Annotated in this window: 22 protein-coding genes and 1 other RNA gene; 11 read left to right on the top strand and 12 right to left on the bottom strand. The window is 71.6% G+C overall.

The features are described from left to right. Nucleotides 1-47: 47 nt before the first annotated feature. The 4 genes from GY42_RS18535 (at nucleotide 48) to GY42_RS17995 (ending at nucleotide 3,265) form a co-directional block, all read left to right on the top strand. Nucleotides 48-215 (top strand): CopG family transcriptional regulator, encoded by a 168-nt coding sequence (locus GY42_RS18535; RefSeq protein ID WP_082131308.1) that lies wholly within the window; start codon nucleotides 48-50, stop codon nucleotides 213-215. Beyond that, nucleotides 212-937 carry a hypothetical protein gene (locus tag GY42_RS18000; protein ID WP_052748157.1) on the top strand — a complete coding sequence of 242 codons (726 nt, stop codon included), beginning with the start codon at nucleotides 212-214 and terminating at the stop codon, nucleotides 935-937. Before GY42_RS18535 ends, GY42_RS18000 begins: the two co-directional genes overlap by 4 nt. Before the next feature lie 158 nt (nucleotides 938-1,095). Then, entirely contained in the window at nucleotides 1,096-2,106 is a 1,011-nt protein-coding gene (locus tag GY42_RS01360) for an NADP-dependent oxidoreductase (protein WP_046530401.1), read from the top strand. 193 nt (nucleotides 2,107-2,299) lie between these two features. Then, nucleotides 2,300-3,265 (top strand): GGDEF domain-containing protein, encoded by a 966-nt coding sequence (locus GY42_RS17995; protein ID WP_052748156.1) that lies wholly within the window; start codon nucleotides 2,300-2,302, stop codon nucleotides 3,263-3,265. Nucleotides 3,266-3,290: 25 nt separating this feature from the next. Here the strand turns inward: GY42_RS17995 and GY42_RS01350 are convergent, their stop codons facing one another. The 3 genes from GY42_RS01350 to GY42_RS01340 form a co-directional block, all read right to left on the bottom strand. Next, nucleotides 3,291-4,505 carry an amidohydrolase family protein gene (locus GY42_RS01350; RefSeq protein WP_046527953.1) on the bottom strand — a complete coding sequence of 405 codons (1,215 nt, stop codon included), beginning with the start codon at nucleotides 4,503-4,505 and terminating at the stop codon, nucleotides 3,291-3,293. Nucleotides 4,506-4,639: 134 nt separating this feature from the next. Further along, complete coding sequence (locus tag GY42_RS01345; protein WP_152667197.1) at nucleotides 4,640-5,056, bottom strand: hypothetical protein; 417 nt, start codon at nucleotides 5,054-5,056, stop codon at nucleotides 4,640-4,642. Next, on the bottom strand, nucleotides 5,053-7,041 hold the full coding sequence (locus GY42_RS01340; protein WP_152667196.1) for a hypothetical protein: 1,989 nt from the start codon (nucleotides 7,039-7,041) through the stop codon (nucleotides 5,053-5,055). The genes GY42_RS01345 and GY42_RS01340 overlap by 4 nt, the downstream gene beginning before the upstream one ends. 915 nt (nucleotides 7,042-7,956) lie before the next feature. Here GY42_RS01340 and GY42_RS01335 point away from each other — a divergent pair. From GY42_RS01335 to GY42_RS01325, 3 genes are all read left to right on the top strand, one after another. Continuing rightward, nucleotides 7,957-9,063, top strand: a complete 1,107-nt coding sequence (locus GY42_RS01335) for a hypothetical protein (protein ID WP_046527950.1) — start codon at nucleotides 7,957-7,959, stop codon at nucleotides 9,061-9,063. 188 nt (nucleotides 9,064-9,251) lie between these two features. Continuing rightward, entirely contained in the window at nucleotides 9,252-10,313 is a 1,062-nt protein-coding gene (locus GY42_RS01330; protein ID WP_046527949.1) for a hypothetical protein, read from the top strand. Nucleotides 10,314-10,937: 624 nt separating this feature from the next. Then, nucleotides 10,938-13,313 (top strand): AAA family ATPase, encoded by a 2,376-nt coding sequence (locus GY42_RS01325; RefSeq protein WP_052748155.1) that lies wholly within the window; start codon nucleotides 10,938-10,940, stop codon nucleotides 13,311-13,313. A gap of 97 nt (nucleotides 13,314-13,410) precedes the next feature. Here GY42_RS01325 and GY42_RS01320 read toward each other — a convergent pair whose 3' ends face one another. The 4 genes from GY42_RS01320 to ssrA form a co-directional block, all read right to left on the bottom strand. Then, nucleotides 13,411-13,713: a transposase gene (locus GY42_RS01320; protein WP_046527948.1), complete on the bottom strand. Its 303-nt coding sequence runs from the start codon at nucleotides 13,711-13,713 to the stop codon at nucleotides 13,411-13,413. A gap of 28 nt (nucleotides 13,714-13,741) precedes the next feature. Then, the gene (locus GY42_RS01315; RefSeq protein ID WP_046527947.1) at nucleotides 13,742-14,035 is read right to left on the bottom strand and encodes a hypothetical protein; all 294 of its coding nucleotides are present in this window, start codon (nucleotides 14,033-14,035) and stop codon (nucleotides 13,742-13,744) included. Nucleotides 14,036-14,073: 38 nt separating this feature from the next. Beyond that, a protein-coding gene (locus GY42_RS18530) for an IS5 family transposase (RefSeq protein ID WP_152667195.1) occupies nucleotides 14,074-14,972 on the bottom strand; the annotation gives its coding sequence in 2 pieces (ribosomal slippage) (nucleotides 14,074-14,616 and nucleotides 14,619-14,972; 897 coding nt in all). Nucleotides 14,973-15,211: 239 nt separating this feature from the next. After that, nucleotides 15,212-15,578, bottom strand: a transfer-messenger RNA (tmRNA) gene (gene ssrA, locus GY42_RS18525). Nucleotides 15,579-15,781: 203 nt separating this feature from the next. On the opposite strand from ssrA, the gene GY42_RS01300 reads away from it, so the two are divergent. Continuing rightward, on the top strand, nucleotides 15,782-16,465 hold the full coding sequence (locus GY42_RS01300; RefSeq protein ID WP_046527944.1) for a hypothetical protein: 684 nt from the start codon (nucleotides 15,782-15,784) through the stop codon (nucleotides 16,463-16,465). Between the two features lie 100 nt (nucleotides 16,466-16,565). Here the strand turns inward: GY42_RS01300 and GY42_RS01295 are convergent, their stop codons facing one another. Then, a complete protein-coding gene (locus tag GY42_RS01295) occupies nucleotides 16,566-16,916 on the bottom strand; it encodes a hypothetical protein (protein WP_160309386.1) in 351 nt (116 codons plus the stop codon). A 379-nt stretch (nucleotides 16,917-17,295) separates the two neighbouring features. Here GY42_RS01295 and GY42_RS01290 point away from each other — a divergent pair, with 379 nt between their 5' ends. After that, nucleotides 17,296-18,357: an ATP-dependent DNA ligase gene (locus GY42_RS01290; RefSeq protein ID WP_046527942.1), complete on the top strand. Its 1,062-nt coding sequence runs from the start codon at nucleotides 17,296-17,298 to the stop codon at nucleotides 18,355-18,357. A gap of 97 nt (nucleotides 18,358-18,454) precedes the next feature. Further along, nucleotides 18,455-19,225 carry a hypothetical protein gene (locus GY42_RS01285; protein WP_152667193.1) on the top strand — a complete coding sequence of 257 codons (771 nt, stop codon included), beginning with the start codon at nucleotides 18,455-18,457 and terminating at the stop codon, nucleotides 19,223-19,225. On the opposite strand, the gene GY42_RS01280 is transcribed toward GY42_RS01285, so the two are convergent. Continuing rightward, nucleotides 19,197-19,979, bottom strand: coding sequence for a YwiC-like family protein (locus GY42_RS01280; protein WP_046527940.1), 783 nt, complete (start codon nucleotides 19,977-19,979; stop codon nucleotides 19,197-19,199). The two genes, GY42_RS01285 and GY42_RS01280, sit on opposite strands and share 29 nt — an antisense overlap. A gap of 301 nt (nucleotides 19,980-20,280) precedes the next feature. Continuing rightward, entirely contained in the window at nucleotides 20,281-20,514 is a 234-nt protein-coding gene (locus tag GY42_RS01275) for a DUF6480 family protein (RefSeq protein ID WP_046527939.1), read from the bottom strand. Between the two features lie 204 nt (nucleotides 20,515-20,718). On the opposite strand from GY42_RS01275, the gene GY42_RS01270 reads away from it, so the two are divergent. Next, on the top strand, nucleotides 20,719-22,068 hold the full coding sequence (locus tag GY42_RS01270) for an NAD(P)/FAD-dependent oxidoreductase (RefSeq protein ID WP_046527938.1): 1,350 nt from the start codon (nucleotides 20,719-20,721) through the stop codon (nucleotides 22,066-22,068). A gap of 44 nt (nucleotides 22,069-22,112) precedes the next feature. Here GY42_RS01270 and GY42_RS01265 read toward each other — a convergent pair whose 3' ends face one another. Together GY42_RS01265 and smpB are read right to left on the bottom strand one after the other, a co-directional pair. Then, on the bottom strand, nucleotides 22,113-24,032 hold the full coding sequence (locus GY42_RS01265) for a DUF2207 domain-containing protein (RefSeq protein WP_052748154.1): 1,920 nt from the start codon (nucleotides 24,030-24,032) through the stop codon (nucleotides 22,113-22,115). Continuing rightward, entirely contained in the window at nucleotides 24,029-24,505 is a 477-nt protein-coding gene (gene smpB / locus GY42_RS01260; protein ID WP_082131306.1) for an SsrA-binding protein SmpB, read from the bottom strand. Before smpB ends, GY42_RS01265 begins: the two co-directional genes overlap by 4 nt. Nucleotides 24,506-24,538 lie beyond the last annotated feature (33 nt).

Here is a 24,538-nt window from a genome sequence, read left to right as displayed (position 1 = left end):
GCTAGCAAGGTAGTTCTCGGTGACAGCCGCGTTGCTAGCGTGGCCGCATGACGGCAGCGGCCAAGGTCCAGTTCAACGTCTACCTGCCGCCCGACCTCGTGCGGGCGGTCAAGCACCGTGCGATCGACGAGGACGCGTCGCTGTCCGACCTCGTGCGCCGCGCGCTCGAGCGCTACCTGGACTCGCCCGACACCACCCCGGGGGCCGCGGCGTGATCGCGCGGCCGGTCCAGGTCACGCACCGGGTCGACGCGTGGTGCGAGCTGCTGCGCGCTCTGGGCGCCGAGGTGCGCAGGGACGCCGCGCGCGCCGAGGCGCTGCTGGGCGCGGGGCGCGTCGCGCTGCGCGCACCCGACGACGCGACGGAGGCGTGCGGTGCCCGCCTCGCGTTCGTCGTCGGCGACCTCGACGCCGCCGCCGCGGCGCTCGCGCCCACCGGGGCCCGCGTCGATCGCCTCGACACGACGACGGCGCTCGCGACGGCCGGCGACGGCATGACGATCACGCTCACCTCGGGCGTCGAGCACGAGGCGCGCGACGCCGCCCGTCCGGCCACGCCGACGGTCGAGCCGCTCTGGTACACGCCCGACGTGCCGGGCGCGGTCGCCGTCCTCGCCGCACTGGGCCTCCGGCGCCGCATCGCGTCGACCTCGGGCGGGTGGGTCGACCTCGAGGCGTCCGGGGGCGGCCTCACGGCAGCGCACCGCGACGCGCTCGTGCGTGCCGAGCTCGCGTTCGAGCACCCCGATCTCGACGCGCTCCTGGCGCGCGTCGGCGCCGCGGGTGTCGACGCCGCGCTCGTCGACGAGGCGTACGGCCGGTCGCTGCGGCTGCCGCACCCGGACGACGCGACGCGCGAGGTGTTCGTCAACGAGAGGCAGCGCGACCTCTACGGGTTCACGCGCGCCCGTGCGGCGCCGCGTCCGGACGCGGGCTAGCTTGCGGACCGACCGGTCCACTATATAGTGGACCGGTCAGTTCAGAACTGGTGGTGCGAGCGCGCGCCGTCGACCCGACCCCCGCGCACCCCGCCGCGTCCGGGCCACCGCCCGCGACGCGCCCGCTCCGCGCCACCGGCACAGCATCGGAGCACCGCATGTTCGTCAGCACCCAGATCCAGCTCGCCGCCCGCCCGCAGGGCTGGCCGACCCACGACGACTTCCGCACCGTGCAGGTCACGCACGACCCGCTGCGGGGCGGCGAGGTCCGCGTCCGCAACGCGTTCGTCTCGGTCGACCCCTACATGCGCGGCCGCATGAACGACACCCGCAGCTACGTCGCGCCGTACGCGCTCGGCGAGACCGTCACGGGCGGTGCCGTCGGCCGGGTCGTCGAGTCCGCCGACCCGTCGCTGCCCGTCGGCACCGCCGTGCTGCACCAGCACGGCTGGAGCGACGCCGTGCAGGCCCCCGCCTCGACGTTCCGCGCCGTCGCCGAGATCCCGGGCGTGCCGCTCTCGGTGCACCTGCACGTGCTCGGCATGACCGGCCTCACCGCCTACGTCGGGCTCACCGCGATCGCCGGCCTGCGCGAGGGCGACACGGTGTTCGTCTCCGGCGCGGCCGGTGCCGTCGGGTCGAGCGTCGGGCAGATCGCCAAGCTCCTCGGCGCGGGCCGCGTCATCGGGTCCGCCGGCAGCGCCGAGAAGGTCGACGCGCTGACGTCGCGCTACGGCTACGACGTCGCGTTCAACTACAAGGACGGCGACGTGCGCGGCCAGCTCGCCGCCGCCGCGCCCGACGGCATCGACGTGTTCTTCGACAACGTGGGCGGCGACCACCTCGAGGCCGCGCTCGACGCCTTCAACGACGGCGGCCGCGCCGCGCTGTGCGGCGCCATCTCCGGCTACAACACGACCACCCGCACCCCGGGGCCGGACAACCTCGCGAACGTCATCACGCGCGGCCTCACGCTCCAGGGCTTCACGCTCGCCGGGTACCTGCACCTCGCGCCCGAGTTCACGCAGGCCATGACCGGCTGGTTCGGCGCGGGCGAGATCGCCTACGACGAGACGGTCGTCGACGGCATCGAGCACACCGTCGACGCGTTCCTCGACATGATGCGCGGCGCCAACACCGGCAAGATGCTCGTCCGCGTCGACGGCTGAGCCCGCACGAGTCGAGGACCGGGACCGCGCGGCACGACGCGCGACGGCCCGACCGACGGAGGCCCGCACCCGCCCGGGTGCGGGCCTCCCGCGCGCGGTCGTGGTCGCGCGAGCGCGGCAGGCACCCGCCCGGTGCGCGGTCTCACCCGTCCGGCGTGCTCACACCGCGGCGGGCCGGACTCATAATCCGAGCATGGGTCTGGTCGACGAGTCGATGCCGCGGCTGCACGGCGGCCGCGGCCTGCTCGCGGTCATGTTCGGCGTCATGGCCGTCATCGTGCTCGTCGCGCTCGGCTGGTCGGTGAACCCGCAGGCGTCGGTGGTGCCGTGGGTCACGGTCGCGGCGCTGCTCGCGGCGCTGTCGGGGCTGACGCTGGTGCTGCCCGACCGCCGGTGGACGCAGCCCGCGCTCCTTGCGACCGGCATGGTCGGGCTGGGCGTGCTCGTGGCGTGCTGCCGCACCGCCGAGGGCATGATCTCGGTGTCGCTCGGCCTCATCACCGCGGCGCAGCTCGCCGCGTTCGCCTTCCCCGCGCGGCAGGCCGTGCCGCTGGTCGGCTTCGCGCTCGCCGTGACCACGGTCGGCATGGCCAACGCGGCAGCGCCGTTCCACCCGATGTCCTGGCTGTCCGTGATGGTCGTGACCGTCGCGTCGACATCGCTGCTGGGCTACGTGACGCACTGGTTGCGGCACCACGCCACGACCGACGACCTCACCGGCGCGCTGACGCGCCGCACGCTGTTCGCCCGCGTGGGCGTCCTGCTGCGGCACGCCCGGCGCTCGGGCGCTCCCCTGGCGCTCGTGTCGGCGGACGTCGACGACTTCAAGACGATCAACGACACGCGCGGCCACCACGCGGGCGACGAGGTCCTCGCCTCGCTCGTGGCGACGTGGCGCTCGGCGCTCCGGGGGTCCGCGGCCGTCATCGGGCGCACGGGCGGCGACGAGTTCGTCGTCGCGCTCCCCGGGTACGACGAGGCGCGCGCCACCGCGTGGGTCGAGCGCACGCGCGCCGTCTCCCCCGCCCCGTGGAGCGCGGGGATCGCCGTCGCGACCCCCGACGACTCGGTGCCGGACCTGCTGCGCCGCGCCGACGCGGCGCTCTACGCGACGAAGCACGCCCGGGCCGGCGCGCCGCGCGAGCAGCACCCGGCGTGAGGCGCACGCTCGCTCGTGCGGCTCGTCACTCCCACGGTCGCGCGGCGAGCGCGGCCAGGTCGACCACGCGCCCGCCCGCGACGACGACGGCGCGCGGCACTCTCCGGACCAGCGCGTCCATCGGGTTCTCCGCGTCGAGCAGCACGACGTCCGCGCGCGCACCGGGCACCAGGTCGTGCACCTCGTCGGTCACGAACGGCGCGCCGTCGCGAGTCGCGATCTCGACGACCCGGCGCAGGTCCTCGTCCCGCACCACGCCGCCCGCGCGGGCGTACTGCCACGCGATGCCGAGCAGGTCGCCGTCGCCGTAGGGGCTCCACAGGTCCCGGATGCCGTCGGTGCCGAACCCGAACCGCACCCCGGTCGCGTCCATCTCCGCCAGCGGGAGCTGCCGCATCCGCACCGGTGCGACGGTGGTCATCGTGACGCCGAGCGCCCCCATCCGGTCGAGCAGGTCACGACGCCGCGCCGCGTCGACGTCGACGACCGCGAACCCGTGCGCGACGTTGACCTTGCCGGGCGCGATCCCGTCCCGCTCCACGCGGTCGAGGATCAGCTCGATCTCGAACGCGCCCAGGTCGCCGGGCTCGTGCAGGTGGATGTCCAGCCCGCAGCCGTGCTCCGCGGCGATGCGGAACAGCCCGTCGAGCTGCCCCACCGGGTCCCGGTCGATCAGCGCCGGGTCGAGGCCGCCGACGTGCTCGGCGCCCGCGGCGGCGGCCCGGTCCAGCAGCTCCAGCACGCCCGGCCGGCGCAGCACGCCGTCCTGCGGGAACGCCACGACGGTCAGCTCGATCGCGCCGTCCAGCGCGGCGGCCGCCTCGCGCACCGCGTCGATGCCGCGCAGCCCCACCCCGAGGTCGACGTCGACGTGCGTCCGCACGCGCGTGGTGCCGGTGCGCAGGTACTCGCGCAGCACCCGCTCGGCGACGGGCGCGCTCGGGATGCCGAGCTCGTCGCGGCGGGCGCGCTCGTGCGCGATCCGCCCCTGCGTCCCACCCTCGCCGCCGTAGGACTGCCAGGGCAGACCCCACCAGCTCTTGTCGGCGTGCGCGTGGGTGTTCACCAGGCCGGGCAGCGCGAGCAGCCCACGCCCGTCGACGACCTCGGCCTCCGTCGTCGTCCCGTCCTGCGTGGGCCGGACCCAGACGATGCGGTCCCCCGCGACGCCCACGTCGGACGGGTCACCGCCCCACGGCCGCACGTCCCGGATGATCAGCGTCGCGTCGTCGTGTGCCACCGCACCATCGTGCCAGCGCTGCGCGGGTGCCCCGCGCGCGGCTCGGCCCACCCCGCGGCGGTCGCGCGCGTCCCGCGCGCCCGGCGCGTCGCGGACCTGCGGCCCACAGGATGCAATCGGCACGTGTTCCCTCGTCATGCCCGCCGGCGCCGGTGCGCGAGGGCGAGCAGCGCGACCTCGACGACGAGAAGGGCGGGGATCTCGAGCCGCGCCACCTCGGTGGCGACCTCGGACGCGGTGATGACGCCAGGTTGCTGCGCGAAGAGGCCCACCCCCTTGCCGAACGCGTACTGCGGGTGCTGCACGGCGACGACGAGCATCGGCACGAGCACGGCGGCTGCGCGCGACGCCGCCGCGAGCGGGGCACGCGGGAAGGGGCCACGCACGGCGACCAGGTACGGCATCAGCACGCACGGCGGCCCCATGAGGACTGCGGGCCACGGCGGACCGACCGCAACGACGGTCAGCCACGCCGCGCACAGCAGCAGCGGCCACCACACGTAGTGGCGTGCCGGGCCGGACGTCGTTGCGGGATGTCGGGGTCGGGTCACGGCAGCGTGCTCAGGGCCCAGGTGGCGCTGGGATGGGCGTGGGTGTCGTCGCCGTCGGAGGCGACGACCTGGATCGCGTGGATGGAGCGCTCCCCTGTCGTGGTGGTGTGGGTGTAGCTGGCGCCGGTGCCCACGGGAGTGTCGTCGACGTACCACTGGTAGGTCACGGGCGCCGACTCGGGGTCGGTGGCAGCCACAGCGAAGGTCTGGGCGGTCCCGCCTGTGATCGTGACCCGGCCGGTCGCGGGGCTCGAGGTCGTGATCACGGCGGGTGCGCTGGCCTGCTCGGAGACGACGCGCAGGTAGCCGGTCGTGCTCAACCCACGCGAGTCCGTCACCCGTGCCCCGACGAGCTGGTCGCCCGCGCGGGTCGGTGTGAAGACGGCCGTGGCGCCGGCGGCGTCGTCGAAGTCCCCGTCCAGGTCGAGGTCCCACCTCACCGTCAGGGCGCCGGTGCCACCCCCCGCGGTCGCGGTCACCGTGGCCGCGGTACCGGCGGTCACGGTGCCGGCGGGGCCGGTCAGTGTCAGCGTCGGCATCGCGACGGCCTGCACCTGCGCGACCAGGTCTGCCTTCAGCGTCGCGGCCTCGTCGGCGGCGGCCCGGAACGTGGTCAGCAGGTCGGCCGAAGCATCCAGGACCGCGTCGTAGGTGTCGAGCGCGGACAGGTCCGCGGCAGGCAGGTCGAGAGCCAGGACCCGGTCCACAACGACCTGAGCCTCTGTGGGGGTGAACCCGATCGCCTCGTAGTCGGCGATCTCCTGAGCCGTCAGACCTGTGGTCGCCAAGCGGCCCTGCAGGTCAGCCAGGGCGGTCACGTCGATCGGGTGGTCGGCACCGGGCCGGGAGGCCAGGTCGTCACGCTCAGCCTCTAGCAGGGCGACGAGGTACTGCTGAAGGGTCACCAGCCTGCTCGTGTACTGATCCAGGGAAGCCACATGGCTCACCGTCCAGCGCACGTCGTCGGCGTCCCGGGCGCCCAGGAGACGTTCGTGCGCATCGATGACGGCCTGCACCGTGGCGGCCTGCTCAGCCTGCAGCGTCGCGATCCGCATCTGCCGCAGATGCGTCGGGTCGTCGCTCAACGGCGTGAACGGGTAGCTGCTGGACAAGCCGAGGTCGGCAAGCCGGTCCGAGAGGTCGCTCTGGACGGTGTCGAGGTCCAGGCCGACCGCACGCCCGTACGCCGGGTCGGCGGGATCGTCCGCCAGGCTCTGGTAATGGGCGGCCTGCGTCCCGGCGAGGGACCGGATCATCTGCCCGCCGATGGCGAGCACGCCGTCGTTGTAGCTCGTCGGCACGGTCAGCCCGAGGAAGCTCAGGGCCAGGGATCCGCCGCCCCCGGCCGCAGACGTGAGCGTGACGTTCCACCCGGCGGCAGCGGCGAACCTACCTGCATCGACCGCCGCTCCACCTGCTTGCACACCGCCGACGTACTTCGAGAAGTTCGACAGCTGGGACCACCCGCTGACCTGCGCCTGTGCCTGAGCCTTCACCGACGCGGAGTCGAAGTCGTACCCCGCCAGGTCCGTGCCGATCACCGAGAACGCGTAGTCGTTCCCGGCGCCGAGCAGGATGTCGTGCGCCGGGTCCCACGTCCCGTTCAGGTCGTTGTCGATCAGGATGTCGTAGCGCCCGGCCTCCAGGGCCGGCAGCCACGCGTACTGGTCGTAGAAGGTCCCGAAGGACTGGAACCGGTTGACCGACCCGGTCACGTCGACCGCCTTGTCACCAGCGGTCCAGGTCGTGTTCGCAGTGACGTAGATGTCCGCGGTCGGCACGATGTACCCCGACGGAACGTGATCCAGGTCCCCGGTCACGCACACCGGCTGATTGCGGTAGAACGTCTCCTGCGGCCAGAAGTCGCAGTCCGTCACCATCGCCGCCGCAGCAGCCGCCGGCGCCGCGCCCGCCATCAGGACGACAGGGACGAGCAACGCCCCCGCGCCCAGTACCGCAGTGATTCTCCTTCGTGCACGCGCCACGACAAGCCCCCTCGACGATGACGGAACGGGGCTGCGCGGCCGGGCCCGACCGCCACCCCCTGGGCTCTGCACGCTAGCCACCACAGCGTGGCCGCCACGGGCGGTCGCCAGCACCTTCACCCGATCGAGTACCCGTCGACGTCGACAGCACGGGAGGCTGCCCCGGTTCCCCGGACGGCCGCAGTGCGGTGATCATGTCGTCCTCGGGCTCCCCGACGTGAGCGAGGCCACGACTGCACCCACCGGATCCCGGACCGTCGACGACGTCCCTCACGTCGTCCGTGCCGCCACGCGAGACCTCGCCGCGTAGACCGGCCAGGCCTCGGCCCGGCCGCCCCGGCACACAGCGAGAGCCCGCCGTTGCCGGCGGGCTCTCGCTGGACGTGCTGTCCTCGCTGCTCGTTCACGCGTGAACGTGAGCGAGAGCGTCACGGTGGAAGGAACTGTCAGACTAGGGTGTCTTCCGTATTCCTGCACGACGCCGCCGACTGGAGCGCAGGGAGCGCCGCGGATCGCGGCAACGAGAGGTCCTCTTTCAGCAGAGAGACCCCGATGGCCAAGCGCCAGCGTGGCCGTCGCCGTTTCGCATGGGTGCCGCGATCCGGTACAACGACTCACTTCGTCGCGGCGGCCCGGAGAGCCAATCTGCTCACCTCCACCCTTCGTCGAGCCGCTCATACTCCTGTCCGGAAAGTCGACGCGGCGTGAGGCTTGAGCCGTGCGTCGTGGGACGCGAGCCGTCGCGAGCGGAGCAGCACGCTGTGGGTCCACCACGCAGCCGGTGATGTCGATGCGCTGGAGATCTGCTTCAGAGCCCTAGAGCCGGACCACCAGCCAGGTCGGTGGGACCGATGGGGACACTGACGCGGTGCCAATCGATCCCGCATCAGCCCTCGACTCGTTATCATAGGCTCGGTGAAGAGACTGTCCCGGCGACCCGAACAGATCGAGACCCTCAACTTCCACGCTGCGGTCGACCTCCCCTCGCCCGGCGAGCAGCGGCGGGTGTCCGACCCCGCGCGGGTCGAGGCAACGGTCGCCCAGTTCGAAGCGGGTCTCCGTGATTCTCTGGAATCGCCTTCGCGTGTCCGGGGGTGGGTAAGCGACCAGTTGTTCGGTCTCGTCGCTGCCGACCTCGGAGGGTGCAAGCTGGTCAAGCAGGAGGACGCCGGGATCTTGTTCTACGAGGACGATGTTAAACTTCCGGACTGGCGGCTGACGCTCGTGTCGGGCGAGAACGTCCTGGTTGAGGTCAAGGCCGAGGACGACAGCCGCCCGCGGCGATCCAAGTTGCGCATTGCTGAGGTTGCCCGCCTGAAAAGGTACGCCGAACTGAGCGACTGTCCGCTATACGTCGCTGTCCACTGGGTCGCGATGAGCGTGTGGACGTTGGTGCCTATCGACGACTACGCCCGGGTGGGTAACCACTTCGAACTCGATCTCGAGACTGCCTTCAAGCGCAATCACATGTCCTCACTACTCAATGACCGCATGATCGGGCTGAGGCCCCCGCTTGAGTTTCGCCTGACGATGCAGGAAGCACCGGACACAGGTGATGCAACCGAGCCGAATATCGAGTCGCAGGAGAATGGAACGTCAACGCTGTCCCTGCTGACTACCGGTGTCCGCATGTTCGCTGCCGACGAGGAGATGGTCGACGAGAGCGAGACCGCGCTGGTCTGGTTCCTCATCCAGCACGCACGATGGCCCTGCGAGGAGAAACTGCAGGACTGTGGCGACGGCGTGTGGGAGATGGTGTTCACGATGGCTCCCGACGAGACCAACGCCGACCAGGGCTTCGACATCATCGGAGCTCTGAGCGAGTTGTACACCCGGATGTTCTACTCCGGCACGACGTCGCTCAACGATGAGACGACCAGGCTCATGATCGACGTCGACCCCGGCACCCTTCCACGACTCGTGCCGACCGACCTACAGTCGGACCGGCTTCCACTCTGGCACCTCTGGATCGACCCCTCCTCCACAGCCGCCGCAGAACCTCTCGAAGACTGGGGTGATTAGGCACGTCACGCTTCTGGGCTCAGAGATCGACGGGCGGGCCCCAAGGCGCTGAGCGGCGGGAACAGCAAGCATCGCTGGAGAGAGGGCAGATCATCCCGATCCTGGCTCCAGGCTGGGGCAGAACCGGCTCGAAGGATCTTCGAGGTTTGTAAACATCGAGGACTTCATCCACGACCCGAGGACACTAGATGAGCACTTCGCCCTTGACCATCACGCTGACTGAAGAGCCGCGGCTGCGCCAGGTGATGAAGGACATCCAGAAGGACGTCGCCGCTTACTACGCCGCGACCGCCCGTGGCGACGGCCTCGGAGTGCACGCACGCACTTGGCTCGGCCGGGTACAGAACCTGAACGACCTGCTGACGAATCGACTCGGCGACAAGGCCACGTGGGTGGCACAGTTCAAACCAACGGCCACGCCCGGCGCGGAGCTCATGAACGCGGTAAAGTACGCCCGCAACGTTGACCAGCACCTGATGTTCGAAGTCTCGCCGAGCGAGGACGTCCTCGTCGGCGGCACTTACGGCATCCGGACCTACGCATCCTGGCGATCGATCCCTGCCGCAACGCATGCGGAACTACACGCAAACACGCAGCGCCTACAGCCCGCGTATCAGGTCATGCTCGAGGGCAGAGAGCTGACGAGCACGATGCTCGCTGTGCTCCGGTACCTCGCCGACATCTCGCCGCAGATCGTGCACCGAGACCTCCGCGGCGAGTGGACCGGCTTCCCCCTCATGAGCCAGCCGGCGGTCGGTGACCCCTTACACCCCGAGGAGCCCGTCGGAAACGTCGCTGTCGCAAACGCCTGGCTCAACGGACGCCGGCCAAACGGCGACCTGCGCGTCGTGGTCGGACAATTAGCCGAAGAGGACTCGTCATACCTGGTCGGCTTCACCTTCGCCGACCGACTCTCCTTCTCCCCGTTCGTCGAGACGCCCGAACAGGTTGATCGCGACATTGCAGCCGGGTTCGCATATTACACAGGCAACGTAGTCGCTAATGTCAAGAACGTGAGCCACAAGTTCCCCATGCCGCCAAGCGGCGCCGTCCTCTACAGCCCGGAGGACATGGCGACCTGGACCACTCCCCTCGTGCAGGCCCAGAGCGGAGACGACTGGATGACCGGCTTCGAGCCAGCCAGTTGGCGAAATATTGTCGCGGTGGAACACCCAGGAAGATTTCCAGATGTCGTTGCGTACCATCAGCGCCGAGCGCTGCGGCTTTATGCGCAGGTGCCGCCTCGTTGACTCAACAGCTTCATGCACTCGTGTCGTCGATACTGGTGACCGACGATGCCGACGTGGGGTCGTTCCAGGCGTCTGGCGCGGGAACCGAGCCGACGGCGCCGCCGCACCGTCGACGTTCGCCCGCCGACGGGTCAGCATCATGGCCATCTGCGTCGTGGTTCTCCACGCACACTGGCGGAACGGCCGGCGGTGCCCGAACCGTTCTCGGCGGGTCGACGAGCCCCCTCGCTCTCGCCTCGGAAGCGGACGCACCATCGCGACGAGGTCGACGGCGATCCCCATTCCGGCGGCAGCTGCACGGTCGGGCGGCGGGCGGTGACCTCTTGGTTTCCACCTCGAGAGCACTTCGCAGCGGACCTCGAGCCGTGGACGGCGCCGGACCGCCCTCGACTGCGACGTATCCGCCGGACGTGTCTGTCGTCCGTCCTGACGCAGTCGCACGGCTACGAGTGCACCAGCGTGGTCGACGTCGCGTCGTACAAGTCGACTGTTGGGTGCAGCCGACGCACCTGAACGGACGTCGCGGGGAGCCATGAAGGAGTACCGCGTGTCACCGGCGCGTGATAGAACGTCGCTCACCTGTCAGATGAGACGTGAGGGCCGCTGCTCGTGAGACTGCACTCCGTGTACGCACGCTTCTACCGTTCGTTGAACTACGACTACGTTCGAGCCTCGGATGAAAGATACGAGGCTGATCCCTGGGACAACACGCGGCACGGCGCATATCCCTTTGTGAGGATCCGGCTCCGCCCGGGGATCACCACGGTCGTCGGAGCGAACGAGTCTGGAAAATCGCAAGTCTTGCGCGCGGTCGAAGCCGCGCTCACCGGCAAGGGGTACGACCGGTCGGATTTCTGCCGATATTCCCGGTTCTTCGGCGTAGACCAGGTGCTGCAGTTGCCGGAGTTTGGCGTCGTGTTCGACGAGATCACTGACGACGACGCGAGGGCGGTGGAGGACGCGAGTGAGCACGTGAACGTTCGCGGCGCCGAGCGCCTCGCGTTCTTCAGAATGAACGAGACGCCGAAGCAACGCGTTTATGTGCAGCATGACGGGATCTGGTCAGCAGCCGCGAATGTGAAGAAGCCGACCGTCCTGACTTCCGCTGGCGTTCCCGAGCCGTTCCGGATCGATGCGGACGTTCCTTTGCCGGACAGCGTGCCGATCGACTTTCTCGCCACGGGGACACTCCGGCCGCAAGGGGGCGGCCGCGGGTTCTTCCGCTCTCTGTTCGACGAGTTCAATGCCAACCAAGACTGGTTCCAGAGCGAGCGGACGGTGAACCAGAACGCTGCCCGCATCGCCGAGCTGATGTCGACAGGCCCCAAGGCCGAGGACAGCGAGAAGAAGCAGTACGAACTCGCCGCCGATCTCCTGTTGACTGTCGCGCGGCTAGACCGTTCGCTCTTCCGCGAACTGCAGGTCGCGGTCAAAACCAAGAACGGCTACGCGAACAGCATCGTCGACACAATCAACACGGAACTGGCCAAGGCCCTCGACTTCCGTCATTGGTGGTCGCAGGACTCACAGTTCGAGCTCATCGTCTCACTGTATGAGTTCGACCTCGTCTTCATGATACGCGATCGAACCGGCCGCAGCTACGGGTTTGACGAGCGCAGTGACGGCATGAAGTACTTCCTCAGCTATTTCGTGCAGTACCTTGCGCACCGACCAAGAGACGACGGTCGCGCCGAGGTGCTGCTGATGGACGAGCCCGACAGATTCCTGTCCTCTTCCGGACAGCAAGACCTACTGCGGGTCTTCGACGACTTCGCCGACCCGAAGGACCCCGGGCGCCGACCCGTCCAGGTCGTGTACGTCACGCACTCACCCTTCCTGATCGACAAGAACGAGGCAGACAGGATTCGCGTACTCGAGAAAGGTGAGCACGACGAGGGCACCCGGGTAGTCAACAGCGCCGCGGCCAATCACTATGAGCCGCTTCGTTCCGCATTCGGGAGCTTCGTCGCGGAGACGACGTTCATCGGGAACTGCAACCTCGTGGTTGAGGGACCATCGGATCAGGTACTGATCGCTGGGACCTCCCGCTGGCTCAAGTCCCTCGGCATCTCGGACAGGAGCCGTCTCGACCTGAACCACATCACGATCGTCCCGGCTGGCGGCACCCGCCACATCCCCTACCTCGTGTACCTCGCGCGCGGTCGCGACGTCGAGAAGCCGCCGGTCGTCGCCTTGGTTGACAACGATCCCGCTGGTAATCGAGCGATCGCGGACCTGGCGGCAGGGGGTGCCTACGGAGACAAGCTCATCAACCGCGAACTCGTGATCCAGCTCGGGCAGGGCAACCTCTCCGGCCTGGTCTCGGACAACCCACGCGGCATCGCCGGCATCGAGGACCTCGTGCCGTACAACGTGGCTCTGGCCGCTGTGGACTCCTATTGCAGCGAGTTCGTGCCGCAGATCTCTCCCGATCAGTTGGATCTAACACTGGCGACCGTCTTCGGTGACACCGAGAGCAGCGACACCAACAAGGGAATCCTCAAGCACCTCCAGGATGCAATTGGCGAGCAGATCGCCGACCCCGACTTCCATCTCGACAAGGTCGCGTTCGCGCGCTCAACCGTCGACGCACTGACCGGTCGACGCCCAAGCAAGCACGTCACCGATGCGGACCTGCGCACCGCGCAGTCGAACTTCGCGCTGCTGCTCGGAGAGATCGCCTTCCGGCAGAGGCAGTCCGAACGGGCCGAGTCGACCCGCAAGATCTCGGCACGCGTCAAACGCGCCAAGCGCGACTTCACCCGCACCCACTCCGACCAGGCCCGCAAGGAGGACGTCTTGGCCCTGGTCGAGGAGATCGACAGCCAGCTCGACCACTCCCCAGAGTCCGAGGAGGTCCGGACCCTGATGCGTCGATGGAATCAGACTTTCGACCTCTTGAATGATCAGAGATCCCTCGTCGCGGACTTCCCCGCCCTACTTAAAGCGATTGACGAGCTGGCCTACCGAGCCGTGCGAGAAGCGAGCGGCGAGAGATGAGGAGCGACTCAGAGGCAAGCGAGCAGGTCGACGATGTCACCACCTCGGCGAAGCGGTGAGACTAAAGCCCGCCACGATTGAGAGGTTCCGGCAATCATCACGGTGCGGAGGGCGGCCGGAGGCGCGACCTCCCTGCGCCCGCGGCTCCCTTGAGCTGCTCGACTTCACGCTCGAGGCTGCGCCGACGCAGCTGCGTGAGCTCCCGGCGGTACGGCGGTTCCGGGCCGCGCACTCGCGCAGGCCGCGCAGCCCCGGTCTCGGCGTACTGCGCCACCCGTACCCACCTGCGGATGGTCGTGGCGCTCATGTCGAGTTCCAGGGCGATCTGCGCGATCGATCGTCCGCCTTCGAGGACGGGGTCGATCGCCCGCTGTCGGAGTTCTGCGCTGTGGGCGAACATGGCACTCTCCTCGCATCAGGGCCGATGCCTAGTCAGGCAGAGTGGGATCGATCATCGACGTCCCGCACCACGGGCAGAACCTGAATCCCGGGCCGGGGCGGTGCCGACACGTCATCCGTCGGCGCGCGGTGCGGACCACCGCGACGATGAACCTCAAGGTGTGGCGGTAGTCGAGCGCCTGCGCAGACCCGAGGTCGGTGATGTTCCCCGTCGCCAGTACGGTTTCGGAACCGTCGTTCGAGGACGCATCCACAGTGATCGTGTACGTGTCCGACCGTTCGCGCATCGTGAAGTCGATGCCGTCGACACGACCGCTGATCACCCACGGAGCACCGGGCAGGTCTTCCGTGGCCTCGACGCCTAGGGCGCGTCTCCTAACCTTCTGAGGCACAGGTTGATCGCTCGGAGGACGGCGGCTCCGCGGTAGGTCACGGCGTATTTGTCGTAGCGGGTGGCCAGGCCGCGCCATTGCTCGAGGTGGGCGAAGGCCCGTTCGACGACGTTGCGGCCGCGGTAGTCGACCGGGTCGAAGACCGGCGGGCGTCCGCCTGCGGCTCGGCGCCTCTTGCGGTGACGGACCTGGTCCGATAGTTCGGGGATGCCGGCGCCGATCCCACGGGCGCGCAGCAGGGAGCGGTGCGCGCGGGCGGAGTACGCCTTGTCCGCCCGCACCCGGTCCGGGCGGGTGCGGGGGCGGCCCGGTCCGAGCCGCGGGACGCGCAGGTGCTCCAGCAGGACCGGGAACATCGGAGGGTCGTTGCTCTGCCCGGCACCGACGAGCACGACCATCGGCAGACCGTTGCCGTCGACGAGCTGGTGGATCTTCGTGGACAACCCGCCCCGGGACCGGCCGATGCCGTGATCAGGCGGTTTGATCAGCAGATTCGTGTGATTCAACCGAGCCTCCCCGTGATGCGGGTCAAGGTCGCGGCGTGCTGATGGGCCCGGTTGATCGTGGAGTCCACCGACACCGCCCAGTCGATCCGACCTTCGGCGTCGGCCTGCGCGAGCAGCGCGGCGTGGATCTTGTCCCACGTCCCGTCCCTGGAGAACCGGGCGTGGCGCTTCCAGACCGTCTGCCACGGACCGAACGACGCGGGCAGGTCCCGCCACGGCGACCCCGTCCGGTAGTGCCAGTCGATCCCCTCGACCACCCTGCGGTGATCAGCGAACGGACGACCACCACCGGCAGCCATCGACGGCATCAACGGGGCGATCAGCTCCCACTCGGCATCCGACAACACAGCATCACGCGACACCCGAACAGCCTGCCAGCAACGAACACGAACACTTAGGAGACACGCCCTAGGTGAGGACCAGCTCTCGCAGGTGAGATGGCCTCCATCGCCTGTCGCGCCAGCGACCGGCACGCACCGACGCTAGCAGCGCCCGCAAACCACGAGGAGGGGCCGCCGCGGTGAGCGGCGACCCCTCCTCGGGAGACACGTCAGTGTCGTCGTCAGTGGGATCGAGGCGGAAGACACTCCTCGAATCCGACTAGTGGAGGTGGCGGGAATCGAACCCGCGTCCGATGACGTGGGACCAGGGCTTCTCCGGGTGCAGTCCGCAGTAGATATTCTCAGCCCCCACGATCACGCGGACAAGACGTGGACGGGCTCAGTCGGCTAAGAGTCCCGCCCGCCCCACCGACGAGGACGGACAGCAGTGGCTCTCTAGATGACGCCGGGAACTAGACCGAGAGCATGTCTAGGCCGACGGACTTCGAGGCTCGCTCAGGCGGCGAGGGCGAAGTCGGTGCGCTTGGAATCGGCACCTATGAGTCGCACGGAGCGTTTACGAGATAACCGTGCATCCTCGACCCGCTTCACCTGGTTCGACGATCACCGTCGAAACCGATCACCCCCATGGGTGTGTTCAGTTGTCAAGCAGTCGCCGCACGCACCCGGGGGCGCGTCCGACGAGGTCAAGCCTACGTCACAACCACCGGGGCGTCTCCGTGATTCCCGCGGGCGTGGGCGGCCCGGACCGCCCTGGCCACCTGCGCGGTCGTGTCCCGCGTGGTGGAGCACCCCTGTCGCGTCGTGGCGGGCCTCCCTACCATCGGGCCATGGCGACCGGAGACGACCTCACCACTCCCCCCGGCACCCCGACGGACGGCGTCGCGCTCGCCGCCAGCGCGCGGCAGGCGACGACGTACCGGAGCCGGAACCTCGGCATGCTGCTCCTGCTCGCCGCGATCGGCGTCGGCGCGTTCGCGGTGGCGGTCCTGGCGTTCCGCGGCCCCGCCGGCGGCGCCGGTGCCGGGTGGTTCCTGCTCGGCGTCGGCGTGCTGTTCGCGCTGTTCGTGGTGCTCCGCGGCAGGCGCGTGGCGACCGCTGCCCGGGAGGCGACGAGGCCGCCGTTCGTCACCGCCGGGCCGTCCGGGCTGCGCACGCGCGACGGCGTCGAGCTGGCGTGGGAGGAGCTGTCCCGGGTGATCGTCGTGCTCCGTGCCAAGAAGCAGGCGGACAGCCACGCGCGGGGGAACACGCAGGTGGGCCAGCAGGTCGCCGCGGCCGCGCAGAACGCCGAAGGGCTGACCGGCCGGATCGAGCTCGAGGCCCGCGACGCGGCGCTGCTCCGGTCCCGGCTCGCCGCGACGGGGTCGCCCGCGGCGACCCTGAAGGGCGCCAAGCTCGTGCTGCCCTTCCGCCTCGTCGCGGAGGACGCCTACCCCGCGTTCTCGCAGACGCTCCACCGGTACGGCCAGGCGCACGGGGTGGGTGTCGTCGAGCGCAGCGAGTCGTACTAGCCGGTTCGAGCTCCCGCCCCACGGGGCCGCGCGACCTGCGCCCGACGACGGCCCTGCACCGGGGCCGGGAAGCGGCCCCGGTGCGTGCGCCCGGGTGAGCTCAGGAGCCCTCGGACGACCCGCCGTCGCCCTGCCCGCCGGGCTGCGCGTCGTCACCCGCGCCACCGGGCAGCGCGTCGCGCGGCGCGGACGATCCGTCGTCAGAGCCCCGGGGCAGCGCACGGCCGGGCCGGTCACCGCCGTCCGGCAGCCGTCCGTCGCGGTCACCGTCGTGGTCGGGGACGCCCGCGAACGCGCCGGGGCCGCGGTGGGTCCCGACGCCGTGCCCGAACGTGGCGAGGGCGACGCCTCCGCCGCCCACCACGAGGCCGACCAGGAGCGCCGCCGCCGCGAGCACGGCCGCGACGACCGCGCTCACGGTCCGCCGCGGGCGGGCGGGCGCAGCGGGCACGGCCGGCGCGGCACCGGGCACCGCCGGCCCCCCGGCACCTGCGGGCGGCACGTACGCCGGCTGCACGTAGCCGGGCGCGGGCAGCGCGGGCCCACCCGGGGCGGGAGCTCCCGGGCCCGCCTGCCCGGGGGCCGGACGACGCGGCGTCCGCGCCGGAGCCACCTGCGCCCGTCGGAGCCCCGGCGGCGGCAATCGGGTCGGGGTTCGGGTTCGGGTTCGCCGGCGTGCCCGGCGGGGTCGTGCGGTCGTCCATGGTTCCTCCTGTCGGCGCCCCTGCGGCGCCCGCTGCCCCCAGGCAACAGCACGCTCCCGGACGCGGGCTGGGGCGGACCTACGCGCCACCTGTGCACGTGTCGGTGGCGTGCCGCACGATGGGCGGATGGACCTGCCGGTGATGCCGCCCGTCGCGCCGATGCTCGCGAAGTCCGTCAAGGAGATCCCGGACGTGGGGCACGTCGAGCCCAAGTGGGACGGGTTCCGCACGATCGTGTTCCGCGACGGCGACGACGTCGAGCTGGGCAGCCGCAACGAGAAGCCGATGACGCGGTACTTCCCCGAGCTCGTCGAGGCGCTGCGTGCGCATCTGCCCGAGCGGTGCGTGGTCGACGGCGAGATCGTCCTGGTCACGGGCGACCGGCTCGACTTCGACGCGCTGCAGCAGCGCATCCACCCCGCGGCGAGCCGCGTCAAGCTGCTGTCCGAGCAGACACCCGTGTCGTTCGTCGCGTTCGACCTGCTCGCGCTCGGCGACGAGGACCTCACGGGCCGTCCGTTCGCCGAGCGTCGCGCGCTGCTCGTCGAGGCGCTGGCCGACGCGCGTCCGCCCGTGCACGTGACGCCCGCGACCGGTGACCTCGCCGAGGCGCGACGCTGGTTCGAGCAGTTCGAGGGCGCGGGCCTCGACGGCGTCGTCGCCAAGCCGCTCGACGGCACGTACCAGCCGGACAAGCGCGCGATGTTCAAGATCAAGCACGAGCGCACGGCGGAGTGCGTGGTCGCGGGCTTCCGGTGGCACAAGTCGGGTGACGTGGTCGGGTCGCTGCTGCTGGGCCTGTGGGCGGACGACGGCCACCTGCAGCACGTGGGCGTGAGCGCGTCGTTCCCCATGGCGCGCCGCCGCACGCTGCTCGACGACCTGGCGCCGTACCGCGACGTCGACCTCGCCGAGCACCCGTGGGGCGGCTGGGCCGACCAGCAGGCGCACGCCGGGCAGCGCATGCCGGGCGCCGTGAGCCGCTGGAACGCGACCAAGGACCTGTCGTTCGTGCCGCTGCGACCCGAGCTCGTGGTCGAGGTGGCCTACGACCACATGGAGGGCGACCGGTTCCGGCACACCGCGCAGTTCCGCCGCTGGCGCCCCGACCGCGACCCGCGCTCATGCACGTACGCGCAGCTCGACGAGCCCGTGCGGTTCGACCTCGCGGAGATCCTCGGCACCTGACGCACCAGGGCTCGCACGTCGTGCAGCGCACGTCTCGTGTCCGGGTGGCCCACCAACCGCACACCCGGGGCACCGCCGCGTCACTACGGTGTCGGCCGTGGCACGCGCACGAGATCAGGGCTCCCCGGACCTCGACCCCCGGGTCGTCTCACGCGCCGCCGGTGTCCCGTGGCGCTCGCTGCCCTGGTGGGCGCCCGTCACGGCTCTCGTCGTGTCCCTCACGGCACGCACCCTGGGACCGTCGGGCGACACCGGCTCGCTGGTCTCGGCCCTGGTCACGGCGTCGGCCGTCGTCGTGATGCTCGTCGGCACGTGGCGCCGGACGTCGGGCCCGCGGTGGGCCCGCTGCTACGACACGACCGTCACGTCCGTGTGGTGGTCGTTGGGCCTCAGCCTGGTCCACGGCTGCCTGCTGGGGGTCGTCGCGGCGACTGTCGGCTTCGAGTCGCCGTGGGGCGACGCGCTGCTCGTCGCGACGGGCGTCCACCTCGTGTGGCCCGTCGTGGCGCTGGCCGTGGGCGTCCCGGCGATGCTGCTGGGCGGCATCGCGCTGCTCGCCCGGGTCGCGGCGCGGTCCGTCGGCGGCGACCGCGTCGTGGCGATCGGCGTCGTGGTCATCCTGGCGGGACTCGCCCTGCTGATCGGCGGCGGCGCGGTCGACGCCGTGGCGGCCGCCGAGTCCCGCGACGGCGCGACGCGCGGCCTCCTCCCGCTGCTGGTCGACGCGTGGACGCGACCAGGCCCGGGGCCGATGACCGTCCGGGCCGGGTCGATCACCGCGCTCGCCGGGATCGTCACGATGCTGCTCGGCTTCCGTGTCCCTCCCCGGGCCGGCGACGTCACACCCGCAGCAGCACCGCCACCGTGACGACCACGGTCGCGAGGACCTCGCCCGCGCCGATCGGTCCGGGACGCAGCCGCGTCCACCGCCACGGCACGACGACGGCACGCAGCACGAGCAGCACGCCGACCGCACCCAGCACGGGGTCGAGGAGCGCCCCGAGCACCGCGACCACGACGTGGTACGCGACGGACACGCGGCGCACGCGCGGGTCGTCGCGGTCGCGGATGAGGCACTTCACGTACGGAACGGTGCCCAAGAAGTACGCGGCGAGTACCGCCGTGGCGGTCCACAGCCGGCCCGGTGCGACCACCGACGCACCGAGCCCGGCGGCCACGGGCGTCAGCAGGGCCGCCGCGAGGATCGTGACGGTGTCGTTCCACCACGACCGGTCGGCCCGCCGCAGCGACGCCACGAGGCTCACGCCGAGCAGCACCGCGAACGCCGGCGACCACAGCAGCAGCCGCGGAGCCGACGCCACGAGCGCGGCCAGCAGCACGACACCGGCGCCCCCGTAGACGAGGACCGGGCGCACGTACCGTGCGCGGCGTCCCGACCGGAGCCAGATCCCCGCGGCGTGGTACGCGAGGTACCCGACGAGCCACGCCGCCATCAGCAGCGCGTGCCGCCACGTCCAGCCGGCCATCGTGGCGCCGACCACCGGCGGGACCACGAGCATCGCCCACGCCCCGTGCTGCCGCGGCACCCAGCCCTGCGACGGCCGGCGGCGTCGCGGGGTTCGCGGCACGGTCGCCGTCACGGACGTCGGCGGTGCGGTCATCGGGTCACGCTAACGGTGGGCCCACGTCGCGTACCCGGGACGGTGGTCCCTCGCGCGGAGCCGTGCCCGGCGGCTCGCCGTCCTGGCGCCCTGCCGAGCGCGTGACCGAGCCCCGCTGTCGCCGACGACCGTCGATGCCGTGCGGCGTTGCGGCCACCTGACAGCCGCAACGCCACACACTCCCCGCGCCGGGGGACCCGCTCCGAGGCCGGACCGCCCGGGCGCCCCGACCGACGTCGCACCGGCCACCGCCGTCGACGCACGCGTCACGCCCGCGCCTCGCGACCCGTGGCCGGTCGCGTCAGTCCGCGAGGCCCACCACGTACCCGACGAAGAACAGGCCCACGAGCACCACCGCGACGCCGATGACCGCGTACGCGACCCAGTTCGCGCCGGTCGACCCGGTGCGTGGCTGCCGGTCCGACGCACCCGACGTCGACGACTCCCCCGGCGGCGTGTCCCCGGGCGCCACCGACCCGCCGGGCTCGAGGCCGGGCGTGGTGTCGGGGTCCGGGTCGGGGGTGCTGGCCGTCATGCGGGTCCTCTCGTCGGCGTCCCCTCCACGCTCACCCGAGGACGCCACGCCGGCAACCTGAACGGCGCCCACGCCCGTCTTGCTGCCGAGGGGCGCCGGACGCACCGGGTCCGCAGGGACGCCCGTGCCGCCCACCGACGCGCGCCCGGCGCGCGGCGCCCGTAGCGTCGAGGCACGACCCCCGACCGCGACCAGGAGGCCGCCATGGCACCGACGCAGCGCTCGCACGACGTGGTCGTCGTCGGGTCCGGGTTCGGCGGCCTGTTCGCGACGCGCGCGCTGGCGGACGTGCCCGGCGTGCGGGTCACGGTCATCAGCGGTGTCAACCACCACCTGTTCCAGCCCCTGCTCTACCAGGTGGCGACGGGCATCCTGTCGTCGGGCGAGATCGCACCCGCGACGCGCGACGTGCTGCGGCGCCAGCGCAACGCCCGCGTCCTGCTGGGCGTGGTCGAGGACGTCGACCTCGACGCGCGCGAGGTCGTGCACCGCTCACCGCTGGGCGAGGTCCGCACGCGCTACGACTCGCTGGTCGTGGCGGCAGGCGCCGGGCAGTCGTACTTCGGCCGCGACGAGTTCGCCGAGCACGCGCCCGGTCTCAAGAGCCTCGACGACGCGATGGAGGTCCGCGCGCGCGTGCTGGGGGCGTTCGAGCTGGCCGAGCTCACGGACGACCCCGAGGTCGCGGACCGGCTGCTGACGTTCGTCGTGGTCGGCGCCGGCCCGACGGGCGTCGAGATGGCGGGGCAGGTCGCCGAGCTCGCGCACCGCGTGCTGCCCGGGCAGTTCCGCCGCGCCGACCCGGCCCGCGCGCGCGTGCTGCTCGTCGACCCGGTGGAGCACGTGCTGCCCGGGTACCCGGAGCGGCTCGCGTCGGCCGCGGCGCGCGAGCTCGACCGGCTGGGCGTCGAGCTGTGGACGGGGTGGAAGGTCGTCGACCTGGACGCGCGGTCGGTGACGGTCGAGGACGCCGACGGCCGCCGCCGCGAGATCCCGACGGTGTGCAAGGTGTGGGCGGCGGGTGTCGCGGGCGCGCCGCTCGGGCGCGTGCTCGCCGAGCGGTCGGGCGCCGAGACCGACCGGGCCGGGCGCGTGCGCGTCGCGCCGGACTGCACGCTGCCGGGCCACCCCGAGGTGTTCGTCGTCGGGGACCTCATGAGCCTCGACGACCTGCCGGGCGTCGCGCAGGTCGCGATCCAGAGCGGTCAGCACGCGGCCGGGCAGATCGCGGCACGCGTGCGCGGCGAGCCGACGGGGCAGCGGTTCGTCTACCGCGACAAGGGCAGCATGGCGACTGTGTCGCGGTTCTTCGCGGTCGCGCAGGTGGGGCCCGTGCGCACCGCGGGCGTGGCCGCGTGGGCGCTGTGGCTCGGCGTGCACCTCGTGTACCTGGTGGGCTTCAAGAACCGGCTGACGACCCTGCTGCACTGGGCGGTGTCGTTCGTCGGGCGGGGCCGCGCCGAGCGCGCGTCGACGTGGCAGCAGGTGGTGGCGCGCAACGTGCTGCGCCGCACGGGCGACGCCGCGCTCGGCGCACGCGACGCGGCCGGCTGACCCGACCGGCCGCACCGGCCGCGGCACGCGTCACGGGCGCGGGCTCACCAGCCCCCGCCGCCCCCGCCGCCGACGCCACCGCCGGAGAACCCGCCGCCGCTGAACCCGGACCCGCCCGACGACCCCGGCGTGGGCGCCGTGATCGCCGAGGTCGCGACGGACTCGAAGCGGTCGAGCGCGCCCACGAACCCCGTGGCCCAGAACGCGTGCGCGGTCGGCGCGTACGACCCGACGTACCAGCCGGGCTGCTCGAGCACGCGCCCCTGCGCGGCGAGCTCGGCGAACACGCGCGCCCACCGGTCGGTGAGGCCGAACACGATCGCGTACGGCAGGTACCGGCTGAAGACGTCCTCGCCCTCCTCGAACCGCAGCTGGTTCGCCTCGGCCGTCGCGAGGTACCGGCGGAACCCGAGGGCCTGGGCCAGCACCGCGGTGCCGTCGGCCGTGCGCGCAGGCGCCCGGTTGGACACCGCGAGCACCAGCACCCCGACCAGCGTGATCGCGATGCCCACGAGCGCCAGCCCGGGGACCGTCTCGATCGCCATCGCGACGAGCGCCACCGCGACGCCGAGCCCCATGATCCCGAACGCCGACGCGAGCCACGCGTTGCGCACCTTCTTGGGGTTGCCGCGGAACCAGCCGACGCTCGCGACGTGCTCGTACATCATGTCCTGCACCTTGGCGAGCGACGACGCGAACGTCGTGCTCAGGTCGGACAGCTGGACGCGGTCCTCCTCCTCGAACAGGTCGGACAGCAGCCACGCCTCGAACGGCAGCAGGCCCTCGGTGCCGGCGCGCAGGCGCACCAGCGTCCAGTCCTTGGGCTTCTTCTTCGGGTTGGACCGCGGCACCTCCTCGATGCGCAGCCAGCCGCGCACCGCGAGGTCGACGATGGTCGCCGTGACGTCGACGGGGTCGGCCTTCTCGTCGACGAGCGTGCCGATCTCCCCCGGCCGCGCGTCCTGCGGCGGCTGGAACTGCACGCTCACGGGCATGCGGCGGTCGCGGTACCCCGTCGCGACCTCCTGGCCGTCGGCCGGGCGCAGCCCGGGCGTCAGGCCGAGGTACGCGCGGTCCCGGCCCGTGCGGCGCACGCGCCGCACGACCAGGCCGCTGCCGACCAGCAGCAGCGCGCCCGCCAACGCCCCGGCGGGGTTGGCCGGTGCGAGCGGCAGCGTCGGGTCGGGCTTGGGACGCAGGATCGGCTGCACGCCCGGGAACGTGCCGCCGGGCCACCCGGTGACGGTCGTCAGCTGGTCGCCGACCGTCACGACGTCCTGCGTGAACGACGCCGTACCCCCGTCGGTCGTCGCCGACCGGCACGGCGTCGTCGAGCCGTACGGGCCCACGAAGCACGCGGCGCCCTCGACGGGCGCGGGCCCCGACACGGTGACCGACAGCTGCGACAGCGGGATCTCCCACCCGGGGCCGATGACGTTCCAGTACAGCTCGTCGCCCGAGTGCTGCGCGTTCGCGGGGTTGATCCAGCCGTCGACGGTGAAGGTCACGACGTACGTCTGCACGCCCGTGACGTCGTCGACGTCCTCGTCCCCGATGCGCAGGACCATCGCCGACGTCTCGTCCTCGCGGTCCACGCCGGCCGGCGCGCCCGTGGGGCTCGACGCCCGCACGTCGCTGAACTCGAACACGCGGTCCTGCTCGTCGTCGTAGGACACCCGCGTCGGGAACGTGAGGTACGGCCCGTGCCCCGGGTCGTCGCCGTAGTCGAAGTCGAGCTCGATGCGCACGTCGACGCTGCCGTCGACGGACGCGTCGGCCGTCACGTCGTAGCGCGTGATCTCGCGCCCGCTGGACAGTTCGCCGGGCGCGGGCGCCGCGAGCGCGACGGGCGGTGCGAGCAGGATCACCCCCAGCGCCACGACGAGCACGAGGGCGAGCACGGCGAGCCGCCGCACCGCACGCGCCAGAACAGGGTCGGATCCGTCCGGACGCACGTCGGTCACCGGTCGCGTCGCTCCCTCATCGCTCGCTGCGCCTCGAGGTTGTCCTGCCGCTCACGCAGGGCCTGGCGCTTGTCCCAGTCCTTCTTGCCGATCGCCAGCGCGATCTCGACCTTGGCGCGACCGTCGAGGAAGTACAGCGCGAGCGGCACGATCGTGTGCCCCTTCTCGCGCGTGCGCGCCTCGAGCCGCTCGATCTCCTCGCGGTGCAGCAGCATCTTGCGCTTGCGCCGCGGCGCGTGGTTGGTCCACGTGCCCTGCGAGTACTCGGGGATGTGCACGCCGTGCAGCCACGCCTCGCCCGACTCGATCTCGCCCCAGCCGTCCACCAGCGACGCGCGGCCGGCGCGCAGCGCCTTGACCTCGGTGCCCGTGAGCACCAGGCCGGCCTCGAACACGTCCTGGATCAGGTAGTCGTGCCGCGCCTTGCGGTTGGCGGCGACCATCGTGCGGCCGTCCACCTTCGCCTTCGCCACCGCGCGGCCCTCCGTCCCTGTGCTGTCCCGTGC

Origin of the sequence: Cellulomonas sp. FA1 (genome assembly GCF_000986825.1) — a bacterium.
Taxonomy (GTDB): Bacteria; Actinomycetota; Actinomycetes; order Actinomycetales; family Cellulomonadaceae; genus Cellulomonas; species Cellulomonas iranensis.
This window is presented reverse-complemented; position numbering and strand designations above follow the sequence as displayed.

Excerpts from the sequence above, each read along its gene's own strand:
- GY42_RS01270 (WP_046527938.1), top strand. The coding sequence starts at position 20,719 with ATGGCACCGACGCAGCGCTCGCACGACGTGGTCGTCGTCGGGTCCGGG.
- GY42_RS01360 (WP_046530401.1), top strand. The coding sequence starts at position 1,096 with ATGTTCGTCAGCACCCAGATCCAGCTCGCCGCCCGCCCGCAGGGCTGG.
- GY42_RS01280 (WP_046527940.1), bottom strand. The coding sequence starts at position 19,979 with ATGACCGCACCGCCGACGTCCGTGACGGCGACCGTGCCGCGAACCCCG.
- GY42_RS01300 (WP_046527944.1), top strand. The coding sequence starts at position 15,782 with ATGGCGACCGGAGACGACCTCACCACTCCCCCCGGCACCCCGACGGAC.
- GY42_RS01330 (WP_046527949.1), top strand. The coding sequence starts at position 9,252 with ATGAGCACTTCGCCCTTGACCATCACGCTGACTGAAGAGCCGCGGCTG.
- GY42_RS17995 (WP_052748156.1), top strand. The coding sequence starts at position 2,300 with ATGGGTCTGGTCGACGAGTCGATGCCGCGGCTGCACGGCGGCCGCGGC.
- GY42_RS18535 (WP_082131308.1), top strand. The coding sequence starts at position 48 with ATGACGGCAGCGGCCAAGGTCCAGTTCAACGTCTACCTGCCGCCCGAC.
- GY42_RS01275 (WP_046527939.1), bottom strand. The coding sequence starts at position 20,514 with ATGACGGCCAGCACCCCCGACCCGGACCCCGACACCACGCCCGGCCTC.
- GY42_RS01290 (WP_046527942.1), top strand. The coding sequence starts at position 17,296 with ATGGACCTGCCGGTGATGCCGCCCGTCGCGCCGATGCTCGCGAAGTCC.
- GY42_RS01320 (WP_046527948.1), bottom strand. The coding sequence starts at position 13,713 with ATGTTCGCCCACAGCGCAGAACTCCGACAGCGGGCGATCGACCCCGTC.